Source organism: Maribacter litoralis (genome assembly GCF_003075045.1).
GTDB lineage: Bacteria > Bacteroidota > Bacteroidia > Flavobacteriales > Flavobacteriaceae > Maribacter > Maribacter litoralis.
Genome location: NZ_QCZD01000003.1, coordinates 40156 through 65949, shown reverse-complemented (window position 1 = coordinate 65949; position 25794 = coordinate 40156). Strand labels below are relative to the sequence as shown.

At 37.3% G+C, this 25794-nt stretch carries 18 protein-coding genes and 1 tRNA gene; 6 read left to right on the top strand and 13 right to left on the bottom strand.

The window, feature by feature from the left end; translation table 11 throughout:
* Window positions 1-13 precede the first annotated feature (13 nt).
* From DCS95_RS11785 to DCS95_RS11755, 7 genes are all read right to left on the bottom strand, one after another.
* On the bottom strand, window positions 14-808 hold the full coding sequence (locus tag DCS95_RS11785) for a carboxylesterase family protein (protein ID WP_116771002.1): 795 nt from the start codon (window positions 806-808) through the stop codon (window positions 14-16).
* Window positions 798-2234, bottom strand: a complete 1437-nt coding sequence (locus DCS95_RS11780; protein WP_164674181.1) for a glucoamylase family protein — start codon at window positions 2232-2234, stop codon at window positions 798-800. Before DCS95_RS11780 ends, DCS95_RS11785 begins: the two co-directional genes overlap by 11 nt.
* The gene (locus DCS95_RS11775; RefSeq protein WP_116771001.1) at window positions 2231-3589 is read right to left on the bottom strand and encodes a glucoamylase family protein; all 1359 of its coding nucleotides are present in this window, start codon (window positions 3587-3589) and stop codon (window positions 2231-2233) included. The genes DCS95_RS11780 and DCS95_RS11775 overlap by 4 nt, the downstream gene beginning before the upstream one ends.
* Window positions 3590-3634: 45 nt before the next feature.
* Window positions 3635-5434: a LamG-like jellyroll fold domain-containing protein gene (locus DCS95_RS11770; RefSeq protein WP_116771000.1), complete on the bottom strand. Its 1800-nt coding sequence runs from the start codon at window positions 5432-5434 to the stop codon at window positions 3635-3637.
* A 12-nt stretch (window positions 5435-5446) separates the two neighbouring features.
* Window positions 5447-6994, bottom strand: a complete 1548-nt coding sequence (locus tag DCS95_RS11765) for a RagB/SusD family nutrient uptake outer membrane protein (protein ID WP_116770999.1) — start codon at window positions 6992-6994, stop codon at window positions 5447-5449.
* 10 nt (window positions 6995-7004) lie between these two features.
* The gene (locus tag DCS95_RS11760; protein ID WP_116770998.1) at window positions 7005-10043 is read right to left on the bottom strand and encodes a SusC/RagA family TonB-linked outer membrane protein; all 3039 of its coding nucleotides are present in this window, start codon (window positions 10041-10043) and stop codon (window positions 7005-7007) included.
* A gap of 263 nt (window positions 10044-10306) precedes the next feature.
* Window positions 10307-13066: a helix-turn-helix and ligand-binding sensor domain-containing protein gene (locus tag DCS95_RS11755; RefSeq protein ID WP_244178449.1), complete on the bottom strand. Its 2760-nt coding sequence runs from the start codon at window positions 13064-13066 to the stop codon at window positions 10307-10309.
* Window positions 13067-13580: 514 nt separating this feature from the next.
* On the opposite strand from DCS95_RS11755, the gene DCS95_RS11750 reads away from it, so the two are divergent.
* Window positions 13581-14621 (top strand): sterol desaturase family protein, encoded by a 1041-nt coding sequence (locus DCS95_RS11750; protein ID WP_116770996.1) that lies wholly within the window; start codon window positions 13581-13583, stop codon window positions 14619-14621.
* Between the two features lie 100 nt (window positions 14622-14721).
* Here DCS95_RS11750 and DCS95_RS11745 read toward each other — a convergent pair.
* Window positions 14722-14794, bottom strand: a tRNA-Met gene (locus tag DCS95_RS11745).
* Window positions 14795-14989: 195 nt separating this feature from the next.
* Here DCS95_RS11745 and DCS95_RS11740 point away from each other — a divergent pair.
* From DCS95_RS11740 to der, 4 genes are all read left to right on the top strand, one after another.
* Window positions 14990-16354, top strand: a complete 1365-nt coding sequence (locus DCS95_RS11740) for an alanine/glycine:cation symporter family protein (protein WP_116770995.1) — start codon at window positions 14990-14992, stop codon at window positions 16352-16354.
* Window positions 16341-17225, top strand: coding sequence for a GTPase Era (gene era, locus DCS95_RS11735; RefSeq protein ID WP_116770994.1), 885 nt, complete (start codon window positions 16341-16343; stop codon window positions 17223-17225). Before DCS95_RS11740 ends, era begins: the two co-directional genes overlap by 14 nt.
* A 211-nt stretch (window positions 17226-17436) precedes the next feature.
* The gene (locus DCS95_RS11730) at window positions 17437-18168 is read left to right on the top strand and encodes an acetyltransferase (protein WP_116770993.1); all 732 of its coding nucleotides are present in this window, start codon (window positions 17437-17439) and stop codon (window positions 18166-18168) included.
* A gap of 51 nt (window positions 18169-18219) precedes the next feature.
* Window positions 18220-19524: a ribosome biogenesis GTPase Der gene (gene der / locus DCS95_RS11725; protein ID WP_116770992.1), complete on the top strand. Its 1305-nt coding sequence runs from the start codon at window positions 18220-18222 to the stop codon at window positions 19522-19524.
* Between the two features lie 401 nt (window positions 19525-19925).
* Here der and DCS95_RS11720 read toward each other — a convergent pair whose 3' ends face one another.
* From DCS95_RS11720 to DCS95_RS11700, 5 genes are read right to left on the bottom strand one after another with little or no spacing between them, the layout of a single operon-like run.
* Window positions 19926-20717, bottom strand: coding sequence for a TPM domain-containing protein (locus tag DCS95_RS11720; RefSeq protein ID WP_116770991.1), 792 nt, complete (start codon window positions 20715-20717; stop codon window positions 19926-19928).
* Window positions 20698-21135: a TPM domain-containing protein gene (locus DCS95_RS11715; protein WP_116770990.1), complete on the bottom strand. Its 438-nt coding sequence runs from the start codon at window positions 21133-21135 to the stop codon at window positions 20698-20700. Before DCS95_RS11715 ends, DCS95_RS11720 begins: the two co-directional genes overlap by 20 nt.
* 6 nt (window positions 21136-21141) lie before the next feature.
* Window positions 21142-21741, bottom strand: a complete 600-nt coding sequence (locus DCS95_RS11710) for a LemA family protein (protein WP_116770989.1) — start codon at window positions 21739-21741, stop codon at window positions 21142-21144.
* Window positions 21742-21751: 10 nt separating this feature from the next.
* Window positions 21752-22081 carry a MerR family transcriptional regulator gene (locus DCS95_RS11705; RefSeq protein ID WP_116770988.1) on the bottom strand — a complete coding sequence of 110 codons (330 nt, stop codon included), beginning with the start codon at window positions 22079-22081 and terminating at the stop codon, window positions 21752-21754.
* Entirely contained in the window at window positions 22081-23058 is a 978-nt protein-coding gene (locus tag DCS95_RS11700; RefSeq protein WP_116770987.1) for a M23 family metallopeptidase, read from the bottom strand. Before DCS95_RS11700 ends, DCS95_RS11705 begins: the two co-directional genes overlap by 1 nt.
* 104 nt (window positions 23059-23162) lie before the next feature.
* Here DCS95_RS11700 and alaS point away from each other — a divergent pair, with 104 nt between their 5' ends.
* A complete protein-coding gene (gene alaS / locus DCS95_RS11695) occupies window positions 23163-25778 on the top strand; it encodes an alanine--tRNA ligase (RefSeq protein WP_116770986.1) in 2616 nt (871 codons plus the stop codon).
* Window positions 25779-25794: the final 16 nt, after the last annotated feature.

The window sequence follows — 25794 nt, the reverse complement described above, 5'->3', positions numbered from 1 at the left end:
GTTTTAGCGGCTTTTACTCTTTGTTCAAAGTATTCGAGAAAAGCCATGGTAATAATTCTGGTTCTGCAAATGCAGGGTCCCAACTATTATGGTTGGCAAAATCGTATAAGGTAAGCCGGGGGAAAGCTCCCTCGTTCAATAGTGCGGTAACCATTTCCATAGAATGTTTTGGTGCAACAACATTGTCATGAGCACCATGAAATGCCCATAAAGGAATTTTTTTTGCGTAATTGGATACGTAAGCTGGGTCGCCCGCACCGCATATTGCTATGGCAGCAGCAAAACGATCTGGTTGTCTTGCCAAAAGTTCATACGTTCCCATACCGCCCATGGAGAGACCCATGGCATAAGTTTGATTTTTATTTACAAAGCTTTCTTTTTGATAGTTTTTCAGTAATTGCAAGACCATTTCCATTGCTTTGGTAGGTCCTTTTTTAAACTGAAAATCTAACTGTACGGGGTAATTTTTGCGATCTACGTCTACCTGTGCCCAATAATCATTAGCAGGACATTGGGGCATAATTACAATTGCAGGAAAGTTGGTTCTATTGTTTTTATTTAAAAACAAAGAACTACCATGGGTTAGTTGCTTTTCGTTATCATTTCCTCTTTCACCTGCACCATGTAAAAATAGTACTAACGGATATGTTTTTACGGTATCAAAATTTTCTGGATAGAGAATTCTGTACCGCAACGTATCTTTTGCAATGATCAATTCTTTTTTTTCAAATAGATTGACATCTTGCGCTGTACTTATAAAGTTGCCAATGACAAGTAAGGCAAGAAAAAGGAAGTGTTTATTTTTCATAGGTAAATCCAAGTTTATCAAGTCCGTTTTGAACGTCTTCATTTTGCATAAAAAGATTCCAAAGTAGACCACTTCTGTAATTTTCTATCATAACGATTTCAGGGCCTTGGTCTATAGCCAAATATGCTTCTGCTACCCAAAAATTGTTTTGCGGACTAAACGCATCATAAAAACCTGCAGGCCCTAATAATTCATCTTTGTTCTGATAAAAATAGCGTAACGCTTTTAGTGATTCTTCGGGAGTATACGGTATAGAACTTATGGCTGCCGTTGGCGAAACCACACCTATGTCATTACTTGGGCTATGTGCATTGTAACCTAAAGTACCATCGGTATTTCTAGAATAGCTTGCCGTTAATCCCCAGCAATTTTCACCATAATCGATGTAGTTTTTAGGATTCTCAACGCAGTACAGGTAGTTAATTTTTGAATGGTTTACCGCTGCGTCCCAATAATTGACGAAGCCGTCACTTAAATTGTTCGGGTTAAGACCTAAAAAAGAATAGTGCGAAAAAAATAAAGGTCCGCCCTTTGGGGAATTTCCTGCATGATCCACCACCAACGGAATATTATATGCACTGGTTGCATCTGTAATAGACCCGTTTGATGCCCAACCATTGGTATAAACCTCTTTATCAATTGAAAAATCTGGTGAAGCGGCAGCCATTACATAAGTGATCATAACCTCATTATACCCCTTTAGCTCTAAGTTGATGTCAAAACCGTAATTAGGGCTCCAGTGCCAGTAAAGGCTATTTTGTTCTTGGGTATACCAGTTCCATTCAACACCTTTCCATAGGGCATCTGCCTTATCTGCCAGTGATTTTTCTGCATCGTTGCCATTCTTAAAATATTCTTTTATACAGATTAAGCCTTGTGCCAAAAATGCGGTTTCAACTAGGTCTCCTCCATTATCCATTTCGCTAAAAGGTCTAACCGTACCGTTTGCTCCATCTAACCAATGAGGCCACGCACCGTGAAAACGGTCTGCAGATTCCAAGAAATTTAAAACCTGTTCAATACGTTCTACGGATTCGCTACGCGTGATAAAGCCTCTTTCTACACCAACCAACAGCGCCATTAAACCAAAACCTGTGCCTCCTATACTTACCGTATTTGGATCGTTAGAAGGTTCGTTAGGATGAAAACGTTCGCGGGCTGCACCAGAATTTGCCTCAGCATAATCCCAAAAATATTTGAAGGTTTCTTGCTGGGTTAAATCCAAAAGTTCTTCGTCTGAAATTTCTGGTACTTGAGGATCTGTTTCTGGTTCGGTAGGAGTTTCCGGAAGTTCAGATTCACCCGTTGGGGCATCAGGTTCCGATGATGAACATGCCATCACCGTTACCGTTAAAATTCCCAAGAGTACTACGTACGTCTTTTGGAGTATTTTCTTTTGATGCCTTTGTTGGTTTCTGCCATTCATTGTGGTGATGCTACTGAAAATCCTAATTTATCCAAGCCCTTTACTACATCTTTATTGGTCATAAACAGCATCCAGAATAGTCCGCTTCTATGATTTTCGATCATTACAGGAATAGGACCTTGGTCTATAGCCAAATATCTGGGCAATACCCAATTTTCCTCTAAGCTGAAAGCATCATATGGACCATATTTACCAACAAGCGTATCGTGATTGGTATACAGGTTTCTTAAAAATGCCATACTCTCTTTAGGTGCATACGGCATGGACGAAAGAGCTGCAGTTGGCGAAATAACACTGATATCCCTATCTGGTCGATGCCCTGCATATCCTTTCATGGAGTAACTAGAAGTAAGTCCCCATAAATCTTCGCCATAGCCTTTAAAATTCTTCGGATTATCAACGGCATACTTGTATTGGATCATTGTATGGTTTTTGTTCAATTCCCAATAATCTGCATACTGGTCTTTTAATCCTTTAGGATTTAATCCCGTAAAGGAATAGTGTGCCCAGAACATTGGACCAACGGGTGAAGCATCACTTTCATAATGGTCTAAAACAGTTGGTAGCCCGTAAAAAGTAGTGTCATTTGTGATTGCTCCGTCTCTAGCCCAACCTTGGTCATAGACCTCTTTGGAAATAGGATGTGTTGGAGAAGCTGCTGCCAAAATATACATGATCAATGCTTCGTTGTAACCACCAACAGGGAAATTCATGTCCCACTCATATTCAGGTGACCAGTGCCAATACAGTACATTTTCACCTTTGGTGTACCAATCCCATTCTACTTCTTCCCATAATTGTTGTATGTGTTGGGCAAGTTCTTGTTCACGTTGGTTACCATCTTTAAAATATTCTTTAACGGTCAATAAACCTTCAATAAGAAATGCGGTTTCTACTAAATCACCGCCATTATCTTTTTTGCTGAATGGCGTCATCTTTCCGTCAGGAGTTAGCCAATGTGGCCAAGCACCATGAAAACGATCGGCATTGTCTAGAAAATCTACTGCTTTTTCAAGTCGCTCAAGACCCATTTCGCGAGTAATAAAACCCCTTTCAATACCTACTAAAATTGCCATAACACCAAAACCAGAACCACCAATTGTAATGATATCCTTATGATGAGTTGGGTAAATATCGTCTAAATGAATTCTCTCCCTTGCGAGTCCCGAAGTGGGTTCTGCACCTTCCCAGAAATAATTGAACGTCTGCTTTTGAACGGAGTCCAATAGCTGTTCATCTGTAATTTTAATCTGTTCTACATTCTGGCTCTGTTCTCTAAGTTTGGACTTAGAGGATTGACCATTGCACCCCACTAACAAAGCTGCAATGGTCATTGAAATTAAAAATAACCTCATAAAAATCTACTGCATTAACTAATTTAAACTAAACTATTATCGTATTTAAAGACCTGCTTGTCTTATATCTTGAATTTCTTGTTGTGTCAAAGCCTTGTTATATAATCTAAGTTCATCAATAAAACTAAGATCAAAGCCATGACCCCATTCGGTAAATCGTGGAGCTCCCGAACCGATGGATAAAATATCGCATCCTGTCCAATCTACTCCTGTGAAATCCCCTTGTGATACAATTTCACCATCAAAATACACAACACACTCGGTGCCGGAGATGGTAAATGCCAAGTGTACCCAATCTGTAGCGGTAGGGTCTAACGCAGCTGCATCGCCACCGTCAAACCAAGATTCACCTTCACCATTACCAACATTCAATTTGAAAACCTGTCGTGTGGCATCGCCCTCTCTAAAGAATCGGAACCCGTTGGTACGTTTGTTCTGTACATCGGGGTATCCTGCATTATCCACATCTTCAGGACCCATTACCAGAATGGAACCTCTTGTCGGATCGGCGTTTAATTTGTACCATAAAGTGGCACTGAATTCTTCGGTAGTTAAAGCTCCGGATTCATTTGTTGGAAATGTCAAATAAGAATCTGTTGCACCTGCGTAGGCATTATCACCATCTACACTTTCACCGGCAAAACCTGGTGTACCTACAACGGTAGCGTCAATGTTTCTAAAACGTTCATTGTAACTACCATCAAATGGCATATAGAACATTTCACCGTCAAAAGTAGGAGGGTAGGTAGAAACAAATTCACCTGAATCGTCAGCCATTATTTGTTGAATTTCTTCTTGAGAAATGGCTCTATTGAAAATACGAAGCTCATCTAATAAGCTTTCGTCCGATAAGTGGTTCCACGCTGTAAAGTTAGGTGCGCCCGACATAATGGAAAGTACGTTAACGTCTGTCCAGTCAATTCCGTTAAAAGCACCTTCACTTGCAATTTGACCATCTATATACACAGCTGCTTCAGAACCGGAAATAGTAAAGGCTAGGTTTATCCATTCTCCGGTCGTTGGGTCTACATCTGCAGCTTCGCCACCGTCAAACCAAGTTCCAGCATCACCAGAACCGGCATTCAGTTTAAAGCGCTGCTTACCATTGGCATTTTCACGGAAAAATCTAAATCCTTTCGTAAGGTCATTATCGGTACCATCGATCAATGGGGCACTTAAGGTTAAAATACCTGCGCGATCAGGAGTACTGTTTACCTTCATCCAAAAAATAGCACTGAATTCGGCATTTTTAAAACGTTCTGAATCTAATGTCAAATAAGTATCGGTTGCACCTTGGTATGAACCATCGCCCGCAATATTATCTTCGCTTATGGACGGACTTCCAAATTCTTCAGCTTCTTCAAAACTGATCAAATCAACATACGCACCATCAAAAGGCATGTATAAAATTTCACCTGGGTATTTAGAAACATAGGCAGGTTCTTTTGTAAAGTTGACCATACCGTTCGTTGTTTTACCATCTAGATCAGTTGCGGTAACGGTAAGTACATGCTCACCATCTGCAAGTTGGTCGTAAACCAAATCATCTACTACCAATCTTCTATAATCTAGAAAATCTGAATAGCTTTTAATTGTGGTGCCATCTAAGGCTACACTTACAGAAGCCAATTCGATATCGTCTTCGGCTTCAAATTTTATGGTAATCGTTGCTAGTTCTTCGTTTACTTTTACCGCCAAACCTTCGGTAGGTGAAGTAATGGTGATATTCGGTGCAGTTTCATCGGCACCTGGATCAACCTCGGTAAGAGAATCTATACCATCTTCGCAGGCAACCATAAAAAAGGCGGCCAACAAGAAAGTAAATATGTGTTTTAAATGTTTCATGGTAGTTCGTTTTTAGTTTGCTATTTCACCTAATATTGGAAACTCGTCTATTTGATCTTGGTGATAGGTTACAAAAGCCTTGTCTTCGGTAAATGTTCTTCCGTCAAAACTTAGTTCATCGTATCTGCCCAATCGCACCATATCAAAAAAGCGTTTACCCCATTCCATTGAAAGCTCGGCAAATTTTTCATCAACGATTTGATCAAGCGTAACACCACTTAAAGGAGCCATGTTAGCCCTTGCGCGTACTTGGTTTACTGCCTCATCTGCTGTCATAACAGAATTATTGGCACCTTGAACCAAGGCTTCTGCATACATTAATAAAGTTTCAGAGTAACGAAAAACAATATTGTTTTTGTTACTGCCATATTCGGTTCGCCCAGGTATTAATTGATTGGTTGGTAAATAGTGCTTACCACTTGAGAATATGGAACGAACGGTAGACGTATTTTCATCACCATCTCTAGTTACTGGCGATACGAATGAAGGCAAAGTTTCTGCCGTGTAAGGTGTAGTGGCAATTAAGCTGTCAATTCCTTTTTGGCTAAAGAAAACAGAAGTTTCCAAACGGTCTGTCTCACCTCTGTCCAACATAAATTCTATAAACTTTAAACTAGGCTCAAAGAATCCCCATCCGTTACTGGAACCATCTACTGCCGGATTCCATGAGTTAGGACCATAGGGAGCGTATAAGTGACTGACCCTATCGCCTTCGCCATTACCAAAATCGGAATATTGGAATTCAAATAAGTTTTCATCGCTTAATTTTCCCGGAGTTTTGAATAACTCATAATAATCTGGGAAAAGACTGAATTTTCCAGAAGCTATGATTTCACCTGTAGCATCTGCAACAGCTTGGTAATTTTCAAGTTCTTGATTTGCTTCCGCCTTGATCATCAAAGCGGTGTATTTGGTAACTCCGCCAGGTAAATCTGTACGTTCATTAGGTCTTAGGTCAAGTAAGAATGGAATAGCTTCATCCATTTGATCAGAGATATGCTGCATTACTTCATCTTTACTTGGTACCGAAGTAACATCTGCAAAATCATTAAGATTCGATGAGGTTGGTATAAATACCGAACCGTACACCTGTGATAATTGAAATAAAAGGATAGCTCTCAAAACTTTAGCCTCGGCTATATATTGGTTACCTAAAGCGATACCTTCATCATCTGCAAATTCCATATATCTTTCAATCTGCTCCATACCTGTATGGGCGCCGATGATATCGCCATAGTAGGTTTCCCATAAGGTTCTTGATCCAAAGAAAGAATTATCATACACGTAACGATCTTGGTTTTTTAACCCTTGTTGGTCACCTGCGGCATTAACATCATCACCTCTTGTGGCAACCACCAAAGGTTGTTCCCAACCTCTATCGGCTACAGATTGATATACACCGATCAAGGATAAAATCATATCATCTGTCTGTGAAAAATCTGTTCCTCCGGCAAAATTATTGTTCAGTTCAGGTTGGTCCAGGTCATCGGAACATCCTATTAGTACAGTACCTAGAAAGGCTAAAAGCACTGTTAGTTTATTTACTTTTATATATTTCATAGCTGTATTTTTAAATTTTAATATTTACGCCAAATGTGTATACACCAGGTATAGGATAGGTTTGTGTATCTCTACCATCTGAAACTTCTGGGGTAAAACCATTATAGCTGAAGAATGACAATGGACGTTCTGCAGTAATGTAGAATCTAATATCAGGATTAAATTTTCCATTTAGCTTTGGAAGTGTATAGCCCAAGGTTACGTTCTGTAGTCTAACATAATCTCCTTTTTCAACAAAGAAGCTACTTAAGAACTGGTTGCTCCAAGGGTTTCTAATACCTCTGGCAGATGGGTAGCTATTTGTACTACCGGCACCGTTCCATCTATTTACTGCAAAATCCCTATCAATATTGGCATCTGGAGTCTGACGGATAGCAAAACGCTTTTGGTTTGCGATTACATTTCCACCTTGCCCAATAACATTCAGGTTAAAATCCCATGCCTTGTAATTCATTCCTAAGTTGAATCCGAACGAATAGGTTGGAAGGTATGAGCCAAGATCGACTCTATCTTGAGCATCGATCACCATATCTCCGTTCTGATCTACAAATTTTAAATCTCCAGGAGCAACGGTCAGTCCGTCTGCAATGGCAGCCTGTGCAGCGGGGTCGGATTGAATTTCCTCATCGGTCTGGTATACACCGTCTACTTTTAATCCGAAGAACGGACTAATAGTACCACCAACAACAGTACGCTGGGCAGTGTCACCACCTGTAGTAAGGTTTTCTTGACCTGCTAGATCCAATACTTCATTTTTAAGAGTAGAGAAGTTACCGCCAACACTAAAACTAAAATTGTCGGACACTCTTTGGTTCCAATTTGCAACGATTTCAAAACCGGAGTTTCTAATTACGCCCACATTTTGTCTGGTTTCCCCTGGTACCAATAATCTTGATACCGGTATAACCGCATCTCGAGTTTCCCTAACGTAGTAATCAGAATCAATGGTTAATTTATTATCGAATAATCTGGTGGTTAAACCAACGTTGGTTTCTGCAGTAACCTCCCACTTTAGGGCTTCAAAATCACTACTGGTTACTAAGCCCGGATAGCGAACATCACCAAAGGCAGCATCTACGGCATCAGATGTAATTCCGCCGGTACTTGAGTCTACATTGGCATTACCCAATTCTCCCCAACTGGCTCTTAATTTTAGAAAGTCTATTACGTTGCTGTTCTCTAAGAAAGATTCTTCAGATAGTACCCAACCCACACCAACAGTAGGGAAATAGCCCCATTTTTCTTGGTATTTACTAGTACCGTCGGCTCTAAATGTTCCGTAGATAAGGTATTTGCTGTCATAGTTATATGCAACACGACCAAAGTAAGAGAAGAAATATTGTCTAACTCCGTCATCACCAACACCGGCGACATCAATAGAATTGGCAAGATCTAGATAATAAGACTCATCACCAATACCTGTACCGTTAGGGAAGTTAAGACCTTTTGCCTCCAATTGCTCATAAGAACGATCCCTGTAAGAAGTACCTACCAATGCTGTTAGATTATGTTTACCATAGCTGTCATCATAGGTTAATGTATTGTCCCAAGTTTGCTCGGAGAATGTGGCATTCTTTTTTACCAGCTCAGCATTTTCCCTAAAAGCATTACCATTTCCGAAAAAATAAGGTAAGTCAACCTCTCTAGTTTCGGTGGTTTCGAAATTGTGGTAAAAAGCAGTTTTTAGTGTTAATTTGTCCGGAACTAATTGGTAGTTTAAATCTACCGTAGTCAAGGTGTTTCTGATTTTATCCCTGTTTTCGGTATTTTCCATTATTGGAAATGGATTCTGCGTACCTCTATACCCTAAATCTTGAGCATTTGCATAAGGTCTTGGGTATGCCTCAGTTTTTGAAGGGTCAAGAACAGGCATTGTAGGGGTGGCATAGTATGCCAATGCAAAGGCTGTCTCTTCTGGTCTGTATGTTGTTCCGTTACTGAATAGTGTTGAAATACCAATATCTAAACGATCGGTAATATCTACATTGATCTTAGAACGTATGTTGAATCGCTCGTAATCATTTTTCATATTCAAGATACCTTCTTGCTCAAAGTAGTTTAAACCTAAAGAATATGTTACGGATTCCGTTCCACCGGCAACGCCTATACTGTGATTCTGTTGTAACGCATGGCGAAGAATTAAATCGTACCAATCTGTATTGACATCTGGTACATTAGGGTTGATTCTACTTCTACCATAACGTTGTATGGCATTATCTATAGACTGTGCTTCTGCAGCAGATCCAGATTCCCTTGCTAAAGTTGCAAACTGTTCTGAATTTGAAAGTGTTACCACATTTTGGGCAATCTGTACACCTTGGTAACCATTATAGGTTATTTCTGGCTTTTGGTTGATCTTACCCGATTTGGTTTCGATCAATACCACACCGTTTGCGGCTCTTACCCCGTAAATTGCAGATGCAGATGCATCTTTAAGAATAGAGATGGTTTCAATATCCTCTGTATTTAAAAAATCGATATCATCGAAGAAAGTACCGTCCACTACGTATAGTGGGTTAGAGGCACCGCCCACATAAGAGCCGATACCACGAACACGAATTGTTGGTCCAGTACCCGGAGCCCCGCTACTCACTACTTGGAGTCCCGCTACTTTTCCTTGTAATGATTGCATGGCGGCACTGGTAGGGGTTCTAGTGATATCCTCAGTTTTAATTGTTGTAATTGATCCCGTAAGATCAGCTTTCTTCTGTGTTCCGTAACCGACTACCACAACTTCATCTAAAGCTTGTGAATCTTCAGATAATGAAATGTCTATGGTTGTTAGACCGTTAACAGCGATTTCTTGAGTAGAGTAACCGATGTAGCTAATTACAAGTGTACCATTGTTGGGTACATCGTTTAATGCATATAATCCGTCAAAATCAGTTTGGGTTCCTGTTGTAGTACCTTTTACTATGATACTAGCGCCTGGTAAAGGTTGTCCACTATCATCGGTTACAGTTCCCGAAACCGAAATTCCATTTTGCGCAAAAACCGTCAAATGGGTCAGTAAAATGCAGAATGTTAAAATTTTGATTCCTATTTTCATAATTGTTTAAAAATTGAGTTGTAAAATTATCAAGTTGTTAATTTCAGTAGCAAGTTATCAAAACAACTAGCCCTTACTTTTTATTAAACTACATAAAAAGTACATCAATAGAGCGTGTAGCGTGAAAACCCTTAAATATGGGCACTTGCAGTAGTAGATGTGTTAATTTAAAAGTAAAAATTAACGTAATGATGTAGTAATGATGTAGATAATTAACGCATTCTTAATACGGGTAGTAGTTCTGAATACGGTGAATTATTGTTTTATTTAAATTTTATGAGATAGTTTGATAGGTTTTGAGAGCTGTCTATGTTCAATTTTTTACGCAAACGATACCTATGTATTTCAACACCTCTTACCGAAATACCCATTAAAGGAGCTATCTCTTTTGTAGTATGATTCATTTTTAGATAAGCGCATAATCTGAGATCTTTCGGAGTTAGTTTTGGGTACTTCTTTAAAAGGTTTTCAAAAAAGTCTTCATGCAATTCTTTAAAACTAACCTCAAAATGTTTCCAATCTTGATCTTCGTTCATTGAGCTGTCCAGTTTTTTAGATAGAGATCTAAAACGTTGTTTGTTGGTAAATGCATCTTGATTTAGCGCAATAAGGTCTTTAAGTTCGATAATCAATTCATTCTTTTTTGCGACGCTCATTGTCGTTCTTGCCAGTTCGGTCTGTTTTCTTTTAATTTCTTTTTCTAGCTTCTCCTTCTCTATTTGTGCCAAGCGTTCATCTTGCTCTCGTTGCATCTGAATTTTTAACAGGTTATGTTTTTTGGCTAATTTCTGTTTGTTGTACCAACGTACGAGAATTATACTGGCAATAAATAACAGCAAATACCCTAGTAAACTCCAATTGGAAAAATACCATGGTCTCAATATTTTGAATTCAATGGTTTTAGGTACTGAAAGTTCGTTGCCGATACTTACCGTATGTATTTTTAAAGTATAATCTCCAAATGGTAGGTTTTGAAGATTGATTGTGCCATTGTTTAAGTAATTAGATTGATCAATAGGTCCCTTAAGCTCATAGAAATAAGTATACTGTTTAAAACTACCGGCAGATACGTTAACAAGTAAAGATTTAGACTTGTTAAAGGGTATTTCAAATGAGTCGGTGTTTAATAAATAGTTTTCATTGTCTTCAACCTTAAAAGAGCTTAATCTTGGTGTAGGTAGTTCTACGTTCTTTAGTTCATTCTCAAATTTATTGAGGTTAAGTTTTCCAAAGCCATCTGTAAGTGTAAAGTAATAAATAGAATCATTGTAATTAACTATGGTTTCGGTTTCTATAGCCAGTCTTTTTTTAAGTAGTGCGTCATCTAAAGTGAATTGATTATTCGCCAAATCTGTATGGATCAGCTTCTTCTGGTTGTCATTATCAAAAAACCAATAGCTAGTGTCATTGTAGTTAACAAGATTCATGTTTACATAATCCTTGAATTCTTCAAATTCTGAAATAACATCTGATATAGGGTCATATTTAAACCATTTACCTTCACTTGATAGAATTATCTGATTCTTAATGTTGTATAATTTAATGTTATATGTATTGGGTATTGTACCCGATTCTATTTCTGTTATCGCAAGAACCTTCGTGTGAGAATCGTTCATTTTTATTTTGAAAAGCCCTTTGTATGGGTGAGCAGCCCATAAGGTTGTTGCGTTTTCAAAACATAATTGCTTCACCGGAAAATCAATACCCGTAACCCGGTTAGATGTCCAATTCCCATTTTTATCTTTCTTGTAATTCGCTAAACCGGTATATGTTCCTTGAATATATGAGGATTGGGTTTCAGGTACTTTGGCTATCTGGTAGCCTCCAGAAATATCCGAGACTTTATTCAGTATTCCGTTTTTTAATATGAAAGTACCAGTATTGTGTCCGCAAAAAAGGTCACCGTCTATAATTTCTAAATCCCAAACATGACCTTGTGAACCTGGCACAAATTGTAATTGGTCATCTTTAAAATAATAGATACCCGTGTTACTGCCCAAATACAGTTCATTGTTGTAATCAACAAGGTCATACACCGTACCCAAAACACCCGAATGGTCAGTGTAATAAGTAATAGGGTTTTTTAATTGAATCTTATCTATACCGTTATCAAGACCTAACCATAATTGATCTTTAAACTGTAACATTGCCAAAACAGTATTGTTTTGCAGCCCTAAAGATTTGTTGAGGTTTTGAAAGGTGTTGTGTTTAAAATTATAAGTATAAATTCCGTTTTTGATAGTGCCAAAAGCAACTGTATTTTGGTCTACTGATAACACCTTGTTTAATTGATGTTCCTTCAATTCATTATTTATGGAATCGTCGAGTAATTCAACCCGACCGTCTATAAGTAAAAAACAGCCGTTGAGTTTGGTGCCAATTAATAGATGATCTCTAAAAGAGACCATATCAACTATGGTTTTACCTTCTAAGATATCTTGTGATTCTAGAGGGATAAGCTTATTGTCATCTATCCAGTATAATCTTTTTTGCTCTCCGGCAACTATAATTTTATTTTCATGCTTTGCTATGTTGGTGACAACAAAAGGAGCATCTAAAACCGTAATTTTTTCATTCTTGTAGATATAAACGGTGGAAAATGATCTAAAAATGATTTGGTCATCAAGCGGTATTATTTGCCAGAATTCTTCGTTCGTAAATTCATGGTCGGTTATTAAGTGTGTTAAAGATGTGTACTCTAAAGAACCATACGGGTTCATTTTCCAAAACCCGAATTCTTCATAAGACCCGGTGAAAATTTTGCCCTTATCATGGGTGACCGAACGAATAATAGTTTTGTTGGGTAATTTGTTGAGTGTCCAGGTTTCTCCATTAAAATGTAGCAGTCCGTTGTTATTAGCTACATATAACTCTCCGTTCTCATCAATGGACAGTCCCCAATTTTTACTGGCAGCGTTATACTCATAGCTGCTATAATTTCGTATTGGGGGAGATAAGTTTTGACCAATACTCCAAAATGGCAGCATACATAAGGTAATGATAAGAAGTAAAGCGGTTTTCATCTTTTGGAAAAACATTTTTTAAAAAGAGACGATAAAGGTAAGTTAAACCATCATTCCTTAAAACAATGGTTGGAAAAACATAATTATCACTAGTTACACAAGATGGAAAGATTATATCATAAAGATAATTAACTCTAAAAATAAAGACAGGCTTGGGAGTAAATTAACTCAAATAGGTTTTTGAAATGAATTGGGCTAAAATAAAACATTTGCTGCTTTAGCTTATTTACCTGAGGAATTTTGGCTTAATAATAAAGGATTTGGCTGATAATTTTAAGAATACGAATCATGTTGTTTAGGGCTTATTTTTAGATGTTCGGCTAAATTAACACATATGCAATTAGGTTAAATGGGTAAATTGAAAAGGATAAATAGCCATGAGACTGGGAGTTTTAATTTAGAACTCGATCGCAAAATTAAATTAATGCTGTGCAATCAATACTAATAAGGAGGTCTAAAAAAAAAGCAGCGTTTATGGCATTTAAGATGATGGTATAACTTAAAATATGGATGAATGGAAGTTTTAGATACGTTGTATAATGAAGTAATAGGTTTTTTGGGAATATCGCAGGCGTGGGAAATTTTACAATCTGGTAATTACAGTACATTTACAACATATGATGGCGTGGTATCGTTGATCTACCCAATAATTCCTTTGTTATTGATTTTGGAGTTTATACTGGGGTTAGTTTATAAAAAGCCGGATACTAAGGTGTATAAAATCAATTTTCTGATTTATATATTCAATAGGTTTATAGGAAGGTTTATAGCGATAGCCATGATTACGATATGTATTGGGTTATTTCAAAAATATGCGCCATTTCAGACAGAGATGACATGGTATTGGTTCGTTTATGCCTACATCATTTGGGAGTTTGCACATTTTCTATATCATTATTGGGGGCATAAAGTCCGTTTGTTTTGGTGTCTACATTCTACACATCACGCACCGGAAAATATGAATTTGTCGGTAACACATGCGCACTTTTTTTTAGAAGCACCATACGCAGATACAATAAGGACCACAGTATGTATTCTTTTGGGAGTACAACCAGAATTATTGTTTTTGATAATGTTTATCGATGGTACCTACGGTGCGTTTATTCATATTGGGGAAAACGTAATTAAAGATGCGCGTTTTGGTCCATTGAATAAGATTATGTTGACCCCGTCTCACCATCGAGTACATCATGCAAGAAATCCTTTATACATGGATACCAATTTTTGTAACCTCCTAAATATCTGGGATCATGTATTTGGCACCTATCAAGAAGAGGAAAATGAGGTGAAAATAGAATATGGTATTACAAGAGAGATGGATTCTGGTAATTTTATGGATGTTTATTTCGGGGAGTTTGTGGCATTATTTAAAGATGTAATTAAAGCACCGGGTATTAAGAATAAAATTCTCTACATTTTTATGCCACCAGGTTGGAGTCATTTAGGAGACCATAAAACCTCTAAAGTAACTAGAGCGGCATATTTTAAGGAAAACCCAACTTTTGGTTCTAAGAATAAATGGAAACTTACCAAGAACTTAAAAGGTGGGGTTTAAGGTGTTTCTTTTACGATTTTGTCTTTCTAAACATGAAAATATATTTCAAAATGAAGTTTATAAAAAAAGCCACTGAATTTTCAGTGGCTTTTTTTCTTAGTAGCGGGGACTGGACTCGAACCAGCGACCTTCGGGTTATGAGCCCGACGAGCTACCTACTGCTCTACCCCGCGATATGGGTTTTTTATCTCACTTGTTTTGCAACTTCAGGTCATTAAGCTGACGAGATAAAGGTGCGCTACTATTCGTAGCGGGGTGCAAATATACAACACATTTTCTCTATATTCAAAACTTATTTAAAGAATATTTTTTAGGAGCATTATCTTTTAAAAAACATTAAATCCATAACTTCGGTTTTTTACAATTCTATGGATACAATTAATGACTTTATAGCAAGCGCACTACCTTATACGGAGTGGCCAATGTTTCTTTTATTAATAGGTGGCGGGCTATTTCTGGTTTTCTATTCTAAACTTATGCCTTACCGGTTTTTTGGTCATGCCATTGCTATTACTGCGGGCAAATATGACAATTCAAAATCAAAGGGAGAGGTTAGTTCTTTTCAGGCACTGTCTGCAGCCGTAGCTGCCACTGTCGGACTTGGTAATATCTCAGGGGTTGCCATTGCCATACATGATGGAGGTCCGGGTGTAGTTTTTTGGATATGGATGACTGCATTGATTGGTATGTGTATAAAGTTTTATTCCTGTAGTTTGGCGATTATGTATCGCGGTACTGATTCTGACGGAAAAATGCAGGGAGGTCCTATGTACTATATCACAAAAGGTCTGGGTGAAAAGGCTAAACCTTTGGCTGTTTTTTTTGCAGTATGTGGTCTATTTGGCTTTTTAGGTGTGTTTACTGCAAATCAATTTACGGAAACCTTTATGAGTGTTGTTGAGCCGGGAGATACTATTTTGGATATGAGTGATGAGAATTGGAAATGGACCATAGGTCTTATATTGGCCGTAGTAACTTCGTTTGTAATTTTCGGCGGATTGACAAAGATTGCGAAAGTGGCTTCTGCAATTGTACCATTTATGGTGGCTGTATATTTAATTGCCGTAATAGCTGTCATGGCAATGAATTCAGATCAAATATTACCAGCTTTAAAAATGATATTTACAGAAGCTTGGAACTTTAAATCTCTAGCAACTGGCGGATTTTGGGGCTTGGTTATTATTGGTGTTCGTAGGGCGATGTTCTCTAACGAAGCTGGTTTGGGTAGCGCACCAATGTATCATGGGCAATCTAAAAATGATGAACCTATCCGTGAAGGTTTGGTCGCAATGTTGGGTCCGTTTATTGATACTATTCTGGTTTGTACTTTTACTGCCATTGTAATTATTTTAAGTGGGGCGTATACAGAAGATTCCAGTGGAATAGTTATGACACTATCGGCATTTGAAACCACATTGTTTGGATGGGGGGATATATTGTTGATGGTAATAGTTACCGCATTTGCGTTATCGACCTTATTTACTTACTCTTATTACGGAGTAAAATCGTTGTCTTTTTTAACCAATGCTAAAGTGGGTAAGTTATATAACTGGTATTTTGTGATCATGATCGTCTTTGCCGCGGTTGCATCCTTGGAATTAGTGAAAAATTTAATCGATTTGTCTTATGCCTTAATGGTGATACCTAATATGATTGCCGTACTTTTGTTGGCTCCAAAGGTTAATGTAGAATTGAAGAAATATATAATAAAGTTGAAGGATGGCAGATCATAAAGCAGGCTTCGTAAATATTATTGGTAATCCTAATGTTGGCAAATCAACATTAATGAATGCTTTTGTGGGTGAGAAATTATCTATAATTACATCAAAAGCACAAACTACCAGACACCGTATTTTAGGTATAGTAAACGGAGATGATTTTCAAATGATTCTTTCCGATACCCCTGGAATAATTAAACCGGCATACGAGCTGCAAAGTAGTATGATGGATTTTGTAAAGTCTGCCTTCGAAGATGCCGATGTATTGCTTTACATGGTTGAAATAGGGGAAAAGGCATTAAAAGATGAAGCTTTCTTTGAGAAAATTAAAAATAGTAAAATTCCTGTTTTGTTACTTTTAAACAAAGTGGATACTGCTACGCAGGACTTGCTTGAAGAACAAGTTCAATATTGGCAAGACCTGTTGCCAACGGTAGAGCTACATCCTATATCAGCTTTATCCAATTTTAATATAAAAGGTGTTTTTGAGCGTATTGTAGAGTTACTTCCAAAGTCGCCTGCCTATTATCCTAAAGATCAATTAACAGACAAACCAGAGCGGTTTTTTGTTAATGAAACTATCCGCGAAAAAATCTTATTAAACTACAAAAAAGAAATTCCCTACGCTGTAGAGATAGAAACTGAAGAGTTTTTTGAAGATGAGGATATCATTCGTATGCGTGCGGTAATAATGGTTGAACGCGATTCACAAAAAGGAATCATTATCGGGCATAAAGGTGCAGCTTTAAAACGAGTAGGGGTAGAAGCCAGAAAAGATTTGGAGAAATTTTTTGGCAAACAAGTTCACATAGAACTTTATGTAAAAGTGAATAAAAACTGGCGAAGTGATGCGCGTCAATTAAAGCGATTTGGCTACAATAAATAAAAGGATTGAATCTTCTCAGCTTAAACTATCGAATACTTTCTTTTAAAATAAAATTACTGAACCACTAAGTATCAAGTATTTGGTTTTATAACCAGCCTATTTATTGACTTTTTCGAATTAATTTTTACCTCAATTTCATTTTTGATTCTTTAGTTTAAAAAGAATAGTTTATTTTTGATTCATCGACAAAGTGTCATAAAACCCCGATGAAATGCAAAATGTGATTATTTTTGGAGCCTCAGGTCATGGTAGTGTTGTTTTAGACTGTCTGGAAAAAGAGGCTAAATATAATGTAATTGGTTTTGTAGATTCGTTTAAAGAAAAAGGCACAAAAATTAACGGGTATCAAGTACTAGGTAGTGAATTTGATTTGCCATTTTTAATCAATAGGTTTAATATAGTTGGGGGGATTATTGCTATTGGAGATAACTGGATTCGTAAAAAAATTGCTGATAGAATCATTAAGGTTGTTCCTAATTTTAGCTTTGTAAATGCTGTTCATCCAGAGGCGGTAATTGGTAAAGATGTATTGTTAGGTTGCGGTAATGTATTTATGCCTGGTGCAATTGTCAATGCAAATTCAATTATTCATGATTTTTGTATAGTTAATACGAATTCGTCTTTAGGTCATGATGGTATAATGGATTCTTATTCGAGTTTAGCCCCGTCCGTTTGTGCTGGTGGTAATCTTAAATTGGGTAGGTTTTCGGCTATAAGTCTTGGGGTAAATATTGTTAACGGCATTGAAATTGGTCAGCATACGGTAATTGGAGCTGGTTCTTTGGTTGTTGACCATTTTGGAGACAACGTAATAGCATATGGGTCTCCGGCTAGAATTGTTAGACAAAGAACTATAGGGGAACCTTACCTATCTACTCCTAAAAAGAAACAACTTTCTAAATTAGAGTCTTTTAAAGAGATTGAATCTAATCTCTCTATTTAACTTATGGTGTAATTGACGGTATAAATATTACCTTTGCCCCAAATTTAAGCTATGGGTGCAATTGTTGCCATTGTAGGGAGACCTAATGTAGGAAAATCAACATTTTTTAATAGATTAATTCAAAGGCGTGAGGCTATTGTTGATGCCGTTAGCGGTGTTACTCGTGATCGCCATTATGGTAAGAGTGATTGGAACGGTAAAGAGTTTTCAATTATTGATACCGGTGGTTATGTAGTTGGCAGTGATGATGTCTTTGAAAAAGAGATTGATAGACAGGTAGAATTAGCGATAGAAGAAGCAGATGCCATTATTTTTATGGTAGATGTGGAGACTGGTGTTACCGGTATGGACGAAGATGTAGCGAAATTACTTAGAAGAGTTAAAAAGCCGGTTTTTTTAGCGGTCAATAAAGTGGATAATGCCAAAAGAGCGGAAGATGCCGTAGAGTTCTATTCATTGGGTCTAGGTGAATATTTTACATTATCAAGTATAAACGGTGGTGGCTCAGGTGAGTTGCTAGATGCTTTAGTAGAGAAATTGCCGGATGTTGTAGAGGAAGAAAGTGAATTGCCTAGGTTTGCGGTTGTTGGTAGACCAAATGCTGGGAAATCATCTTTTATTAATGCCTTGATTGGCGAAGACAGATATATCGTCACTGATATTGCTGGAACTACTAGAGACAGTATCGATACAAAATACAATAGATTCGGATTTGAATTTAATCTAGTCGATACAGCGGGAATTCGCCGTAAAGCTAAGGTTAAGGAAGATTTGGAGTTTTATTCTGTAATGCGTTCTGTAAGAGCGATTGAGCATTGCGATGTTTGTATTTTAATGTTGGATGCAACAAGAGGATTTGATGGTCAGGTCGAAAATATTTTTTGGCTTGCTCAGCGTAACCATAAGGGAATCGTTATTCTTGTGAATAAGTGGGATTTGGTTGAGGATAAAGAGACAAATACTATTAAGCACTATACTCAAAAAATTAAAAAAGCAATAGAGCCATTTACAGATGTGCCTATTCTTTTTGTGTCTGTGCTGACCAAACAGCGTATTTTTAAAGCTATTGAAACCGCTGTAGAAGTGTATAATAATCGTAATAAGAAAATCATTACCCGAAAGTTCAATGAAACTATGTTGCCTATCATTGAAAATTATCCGCCACCGGCGTATAAAGGTAAATTTGTTAAGATAAAATTTTGCACTCAATTACCCACTCCATATCCGCAGTTTGCATTTTTCTGTAACCTGCCACAATATGTACGAGAGCCATATAAGCGTTATTTAGAGAATAAAATTCGAGAAGAATACGATTTCTCTGGTGTGCCAATCACTGTATTTATGAGAAAGAAGTAAGAATAAGGACTAAGGTTCTTGGTGTCAAATATAAAATGATCAAATATTTTGCGAAGCAGAATTATTTGATCATTTTTTTTTAGTGTTAAATCGACAAACAAGAACCCACCCCTGACCCCCTTCCTGGAGGAGAATAGTTTGAGACTTGAATTAAACATTTTTGATAAGACAGCCTAAGTAACTCATATAGCAAAAAAACTCTCAGTTGATATTAAATCCACAGATATAAACGTAATCCTCCTCTCTTGGGAGGGGATAAAGGGGTGGGTGCTACTATGATGAAGATTGTAATAAATTCACAAACTAGAACACGCCTGTAAATACTTCCGAAAGAGTAACAGTTTTTCTGACTTGAATTAAAAAAAATGATAAAACAGATTTATAATTATTTGGAAACAAAGCTACCATCCACCAGAAGCGCCGCCGCCGCCAAATCCGCCGCCGCCGAAACCTCCTCCGAATCCGCCACCACCGAAGCTTCCGCCTCCGCTGCCAAATCCGCCGCTAGAACCACTAGAACGACCCATATTGCTAAGAATAATCATGTCCCAAGGACTTAGTCCTCCACGTCTTCTTCCGCCACTACCATTATTGTCATTGTTTTTACGACTCCAAAGAATAAAGAGGATTACCAGAAATATGATAAAAGGTAAAAAAGATGAGAAGGGAGATCCACTGTTATCTCCAAAGGTTCTGTCTTCTTCAAACTCCCCGTTAAGTACTTGAAAAATAACATCAGAACCTTTGTTTAGTCCCGCATAGTAATTACCGGTTCTAAATTCAGGTAGAATTACGTTTTCGATTATTCGTTTTGAAAGGGCGTCTGTTAGTGAACCTTCAACGCCGTAGCCGGTACTTATAGCTACTTTTCTGTCATTTTCGGCAAGTATTATAAGTATGCCATTATCTTTGCCTTCCTGTCCTATACCCCATTTTTGCCCCCAATTGGCACCTAGATAATTAATGTTTTCGCCATTTGTGCTTGCAATTATGGTGACAACGATTTGCGTTGAAGTACTATCTGAATAACGAACCAATTTATTGCTTAGTGCTACTTTTTGTTGATCAGTCAATAAATTGACGTAATCGTAAACACTGGTCTGTAATGCGGGTTTCTCAGGAATTTCAAACTGACTCCATAGCGGTGCGCACCAAAGAAAAAGAATTATAAGGCTAGCCTTTAGATATTTCATTGCTTAATTCATTGGTGTCATCAGATTGCCACGGGAAATGACTTCTTAATTCTTCACCGGCTTTTAATACTCCGGCAACAAGTCCATCCTTGAACGCTCCTTTTTCAAAATGTGTTTGAATACTATTTCTGGTAGTTTGCCAAAAGTCTTTTGGTACGACCTTGTCGATACCTTTGTCGCCACAAATAACAAATTTTTTATCATTAACGGCAACATAGATCAGCACACCGTTTTCTTGTTTGGTGTTATCCATTTTTAATAAATGAAAAACTTCTTTTGCTCTCTCGTAATGATCCTTGTCGGTATGAGCTTCAATGTGCACCCTAATTTCGCCAGAAGTATTTTTTTCTGCTTCAAGAATAGCGTTAACTATATCTTGCTCCTCTGATGCTGTTAAAAATTCTTCTACCTTGGACATAAAATATCAATCAAATTCAAAATTTACATCTGGGGCATTTTCAGAACCTGCATCTGCTTTGTAGTATGCCAATTCATCAAAATTAAAAACACCTGCCAAAATTGAATTTGGGAACTTTTTAATATGGAGGTTATAGGGTTCTACTGTGGCGTTAAATCTATCTCTAGCCACATTAATTCTATTCTCGGTACCTTCTAATTGCGTTTGAAGTTCTAAAAAGTTCTGATTTGCCTTTAAATCAGGATAACGCTCAACAGTAACCAATAATCTACTTAGTGCACTGCTTAACCCGCTTTGCGCTTGGTTGAACTGAGCTAATTGCTCTGGGGTAATGTTTGTTGGGTCAATGCTTACGGATGTTGCTTTAGATCTTGCCTCGATTACATCGGTTAAAGTACCTCTTTCGAAATCAGCAGCACCTTGTACCGTTTTTACTAAGTTGCCAATAAGGTCATTTCTACGTTGATAGGCACTTTCAACATTTGCCCAGGTTTTTGTTGAGGTTTCCTTCAATGCTATGGCAGTGTTGTTAAAACCTACTCCCCATTGGTACAAGCCAAATGCAATGACTACGATGACGATTAATGCAATAATTCCTTTTTTCATAATGGTTGTGTTATAATTGGTCTTTAATTTTATTCAGTTCCGCTTTTACACGTTCCAGTTTTTGGATAATGTCAAAGTTAGAAAGTGTTTTTTGTTTCTCTTCTTTAAGGTGAATTTTAGCACCGTCTAGCGTAAAACCCCTTTCTTTTACCAAATGGTAAATAAGCTGCAGATTTTTAATGTCTTGGGGTGTGAATTTTCTATTGCCCTTGGCATTTTTCTTTGGCTGAAGTACATCGAACTCTTTTTCCCAAAAACGAATTAATGAGGCATTTACACCGAAAGCACGGGCTACTTCACCAATACCATAATATCTTTTTTCTGGGAGGTTTACCTGCATTAATCTAATGATTGATTTTCTTGATTAGCAAATTTAAGCATGTTTTCAAACTCTTCAGGTGATAAACTTCCATAATAGAAGTTAATAGGGTTTATACGGTCTTTGTCCTTCCAAACCTCATAGTGTAAATGTGGTGCTTCTGATCTACCGGTACTGCCTACGAAGCCAATTAAATCGCCACGTTTTACTTTTTGTCCTTTTTTGACATTGTATTGGCTTAAATGCGCATAAAGGCTCAAATACCCATAGCCATGTTCAATACGAATATGCTTGCCGTATCCAGATGAATTATTATCTGCACGAACTATTTTGCCATCGCCAGCTGCGTAAACAGGGGTTCCTTTAGGTGCTGTAAAATCCATTCCATAATGCATTTTTCTTGCCTTTGTAAATGGATCTGAACGCCAACCAAAACCAGAGGCCATACGGGTAAGGTCTTCATTGTTGATGGGCTGAATTGCCGGAATGGACATTAATAATTTTTCTTTTTCTTCGGCAAGTTTTGTGATTTCATCTAAAGATTTAGATTGAATGGCCATTTGTTTTTTTATAATATCCAGTCTTTTTGTGGTAGATATTATCATCTCGGAATTGTTGAAGCCTTCTAGCGATTTGTATCGGTTTATACCACCAAAACCAGCTTTTCTTTGCTCGTCTGGTATTGGGTTAGCTTCAAAATATAATCTGTAGATGTTATTATCGCGTTCTTCAATATTGCCTAGAACCTCTTCAATTTGTTCCATTTTTTTATTCAACAGCTCATATTGAAGTTCGTAGTTTTTTACTTCACGAGATAAAGATAGTTCTCTAGGGGTATTAACAAGGTTGGTGTTGAGCAATAAAATTAAACCTAGCAGTCCAAAAAGGCATGATCCCAAAATAAAGAAGGTTATATTTCTATAACGTTTAGATTTTTGGGGTTCTATTTTACGGTACGACAGCGTATCTGGGTCGTAATAGTATTTTACCTTAGACATGAATGTTATTTATCCTATTTTTGTTTTTTAATTATTAGGGAACAAACAAATATAAAAATAGTTTTATATAAACCGTTAAAATTTGTAAAAGCTTAGCATTTTAGATGAATTCCAAAGAAACAAGAACTCAATTTCTGAATTTTTTCAAAGGTAAAGAACATAAAATAGTGCCTTCTGCACCTATGGTCATTAAAGATGATCCAACCCTGCTTTTTACAAATGCGGGAATGAATCAGTTTAAAGAATACTTTTTAGGCATAAGTCAGCCAAAAAGCTCTAGGGTAGTAGATACTCAAAAATGTTTACGTGTAAGTGGTAAGCATAATGATTTGGAGGAAGTAGGAAAAGATACCTATCACCACACCATGTTTGAAATGTTGGGTAACTGGAGTTTTGGTGATTATTTTAAAGAAGAAGCTATTTCTTGGGCCTGGGAGCTATTGACCGAAGTTTTTAAAATAGATAAAGACAATCTTTATGTGTCTGTTTTCGAAGGAAGTAACGATGCGGATAAGTTGGCGTTGGATGAGGAGGCTTTTGATCTATGGAAAAAAATTGTACCCGAAGATAGAATCATCTTGGGGAACAAGAAAGATAACTTTTGGGAAATGGGAGATCAAGGACCATGCGGACCATGTTCTGAAATTCATGTTGATATTCGATCTAAAGAAGAGAAAGCAAAAGTATCTGGGGCAAGTTTGGTAAATCAAGACCACCCACAAGTAGTGGAAATATGGAACCTTGTATTTATGCAATATAATCGTAAGGCAGATGGTACATTAGAAAATTTGCCTGCAAAGCATGTAGATACCGGTATGGGTTTTGAACGTCTTTGTATGGTTTTACAAGGAGTGCAATCTAATTATGACACAGATATTTTTACACCGCTAATTCGTGAAATAGAGACCATAACCAATTCCGATTATGGTAAGAATGAAGAGATCGATATAGCTATACGTGTTATTAGCGACCATATTCGTGCGGTAGCATTTTCTATTGCAGATGGGCAGTTGCCAAGTAACACTGGTGCGGGTTATGTAATACGTAGAATTTTAAGAAGAGCGGTACGTTATGGCTTTACATTTTTGAATACCAAAGAACCTTTTATGTTCCGTTTGGTAAATGTACTTACCGATTCGCTTGGGGCGGCATACCCAGAATTAAAAGAGCAAAAGCAATTAATTGAAAATGTTATTAAAGAAGAAGAATATTCTTTTTTAAAGACTTTAGATCAAGGGTTATTGCTGTTGGAGACGATTATTAATAATACAACGGGTAAGACTGTTGATGGCGGTAAAGCATTTGAGTTATATGATACATTTGGTTTTCCTATAGATTTAACTGCCCTTATTTTAAGTGAAAAGGGATATAAGTTAGATGAAGCCGGTTTTAATGCCGCAATGCAGCAGCAAAAGAACAGGTCTAAATCTGCATCGGTAGTATCTAAGCAAGACTGGGAAGTTTTATTGGAAGACAACGAGCAAGAGTTCGTTGGTTATGATATGCTCGATGTTGAGGTAAAGATTACCAAATACAGAAAGATAGTTTCTAAAAAGGAGGGAACTCAGTATCAATTGGTGTTTAATCTTACACCGTTTTATGCAGAAGGTGGTGGTCAAGTAGGAGATAAAGGCTATTTGGAAGATTCACGTGGAGGTGTTATCTACATAACTGATACCAAAAAAGAAAATAATGAAATTATTCATTTTACAGAAAATCTTCCAGAGCATTTAAATGAAAGTTTTAAAGCGGTTGTGGACAAAAAGCAACGAAGTAGAACAGAAGCCAACCATACAGCAACGCACTTATTGCATCAGGCATTACGAGAAATTCTTGGACCACATGTAGAACAAAAAGGTTCTTCTGTTCACTCTAAATATTTGCGATTCGATTTTTCTCATTTTTCTAAATTGACACCAGAACAATTACAAGATGTTGAGAATTTTGTGAACGCAAGAATTGATGGTCACCTTCAACTTCAAGAAGAGCGAAACGTGCCAATGAAAACCGCTTTGGAAAATGGAGCCATGGCACTGTTCGGTGAAAAATATGGCGATGCGGTACGTACCATACGTTTTGGGCAATCTATAGAGCTTTGTGGAGGTACCCATGTTAAGAATACGGGAGATATATGGCAGTTTAAAATTAAATCTGAAGGTGCTGTAGCGGCGGGTATAAGAAGAATTGAAGCAATTACGGGCGATGCCGTTAAAGATCTACATACCGATAATGATAAGTTACTGTCAAAAATTAAACACGTTCTTGGTAATAGTCAAGATCCAGTTAAATCCGTTTCAAGTTTACAAGAAGAAAACAGTAGTCTAAAAAAACAAGTAGCGGAGTTGTTGAAAGACAAGGCAAAGAATCTTAAAGGTGATCTGTTATCTGAACTTAAGGAAATAAATGGTGTTCAGTTTCTTGCTAAGAAAGTAGATTTAGATGCTGCAGGAATAAAAGATCTTAGTTTTGAAATGGGCGGTAATAAGGATAATTTGTTTTTACTCTTTGGAACTAAGCAAAATGGCAAAGCATTGTTGTCTTGCTATATATCTAAAGAACTTGTAGCTTCAAAAGAATTAAATGCGGGTACTATTGTTCGTGAACTTGGAAAATATATTCAAGGCGGTGGTGGCGGACAACCATTTTTTGCAACTGCGGGAGGTAAAAACCCTGATGGTATAGCAGAGGCATTGGCTAAGGCAGAGGATTATTTAAAATAAAACTGTCTTTTAATAA

Bases quoted from the DNA above. Each gene is read 5' to 3' on its own strand.
- DCS95_RS11765 (WP_116770999.1), bottom strand. From the start codon at position 6,994: ATGAAATATATAAAAGTAAATAAACTAACAGTGCTTTTAGCCTTTCTA.
- DCS95_RS11780 (WP_164674181.1), bottom strand. From the start codon at position 2,234: ATGAATGGCAGAAACCAACAAAGGCATCAAAAGAAAATACTCCAAAAG.
- DCS95_RS11705 (WP_116770988.1), bottom strand. From the start codon at position 22,081: ATGCAGGTAAACCTCCCAGAAAAAAGATATTATGGTATTGGTGAAGTA.
- DCS95_RS11710 (WP_116770989.1), bottom strand. From the start codon at position 21,741: ATGAAAAAAGGAATTATTGCATTAATCGTCATCGTAGTCATTGCATTT.
- DCS95_RS11770 (WP_116771000.1), bottom strand. From the start codon at position 5,434: ATGAAACATTTAAAACACATATTTACTTTCTTGTTGGCCGCCTTTTTT.
- der (WP_116770992.1), top strand. From the start codon at position 18,220: ATGGGTGCAATTGTTGCCATTGTAGGGAGACCTAATGTAGGAAAATCA.
- DCS95_RS11775 (WP_116771001.1), bottom strand. From the start codon at position 3,589: ATGAGGTTATTTTTAATTTCAATGACCATTGCAGCTTTGTTAGTGGGG.
- DCS95_RS11720 (WP_116770991.1), bottom strand. From the start codon at position 20,717: ATGAAATATCTAAAGGCTAGCCTTATAATTCTTTTTCTTTGGTGCGCA.
- DCS95_RS11750 (WP_116770996.1), top strand. From the start codon at position 13,581: ATGGAAGTTTTAGATACGTTGTATAATGAAGTAATAGGTTTTTTGGGA.
- DCS95_RS11755 (WP_244178449.1), bottom strand. From the start codon at position 13,066: ATGAAAACCGCTTTACTTCTTATCATTACCTTATGTATGCTGCCATTT.
- DCS95_RS11760 (WP_116770998.1), bottom strand. From the start codon at position 10,043: ATGAAAATAGGAATCAAAATTTTAACATTCTGCATTTTACTGACCCAT.
- era (WP_116770994.1), top strand. From the start codon at position 16,341: ATGGCAGATCATAAAGCAGGCTTCGTAAATATTATTGGTAATCCTAAT.
- DCS95_RS11740 (WP_116770995.1), top strand. From the start codon at position 14,990: ATGGATACAATTAATGACTTTATAGCAAGCGCACTACCTTATACGGAG.
- DCS95_RS11700 (WP_116770987.1), bottom strand. From the start codon at position 23,058: ATGTCTAAGGTAAAATACTATTACGACCCAGATACGCTGTCGTACCGT.
- DCS95_RS11785 (WP_116771002.1), bottom strand. From the start codon at position 808: ATGAAAAATAAACACTTCCTTTTTCTTGCCTTACTTGTCATTGGCAAC.
- DCS95_RS11715 (WP_116770990.1), bottom strand. From the start codon at position 21,135: ATGTCCAAGGTAGAAGAATTTTTAACAGCATCAGAGGAGCAAGATATA.
- DCS95_RS11730 (WP_116770993.1), top strand. From the start codon at position 17,437: ATGCAAAATGTGATTATTTTTGGAGCCTCAGGTCATGGTAGTGTTGTT.
- alaS (WP_116770986.1), top strand. From the start codon at position 23,163: ATGAATTCCAAAGAAACAAGAACTCAATTTCTGAATTTTTTCAAAGGT.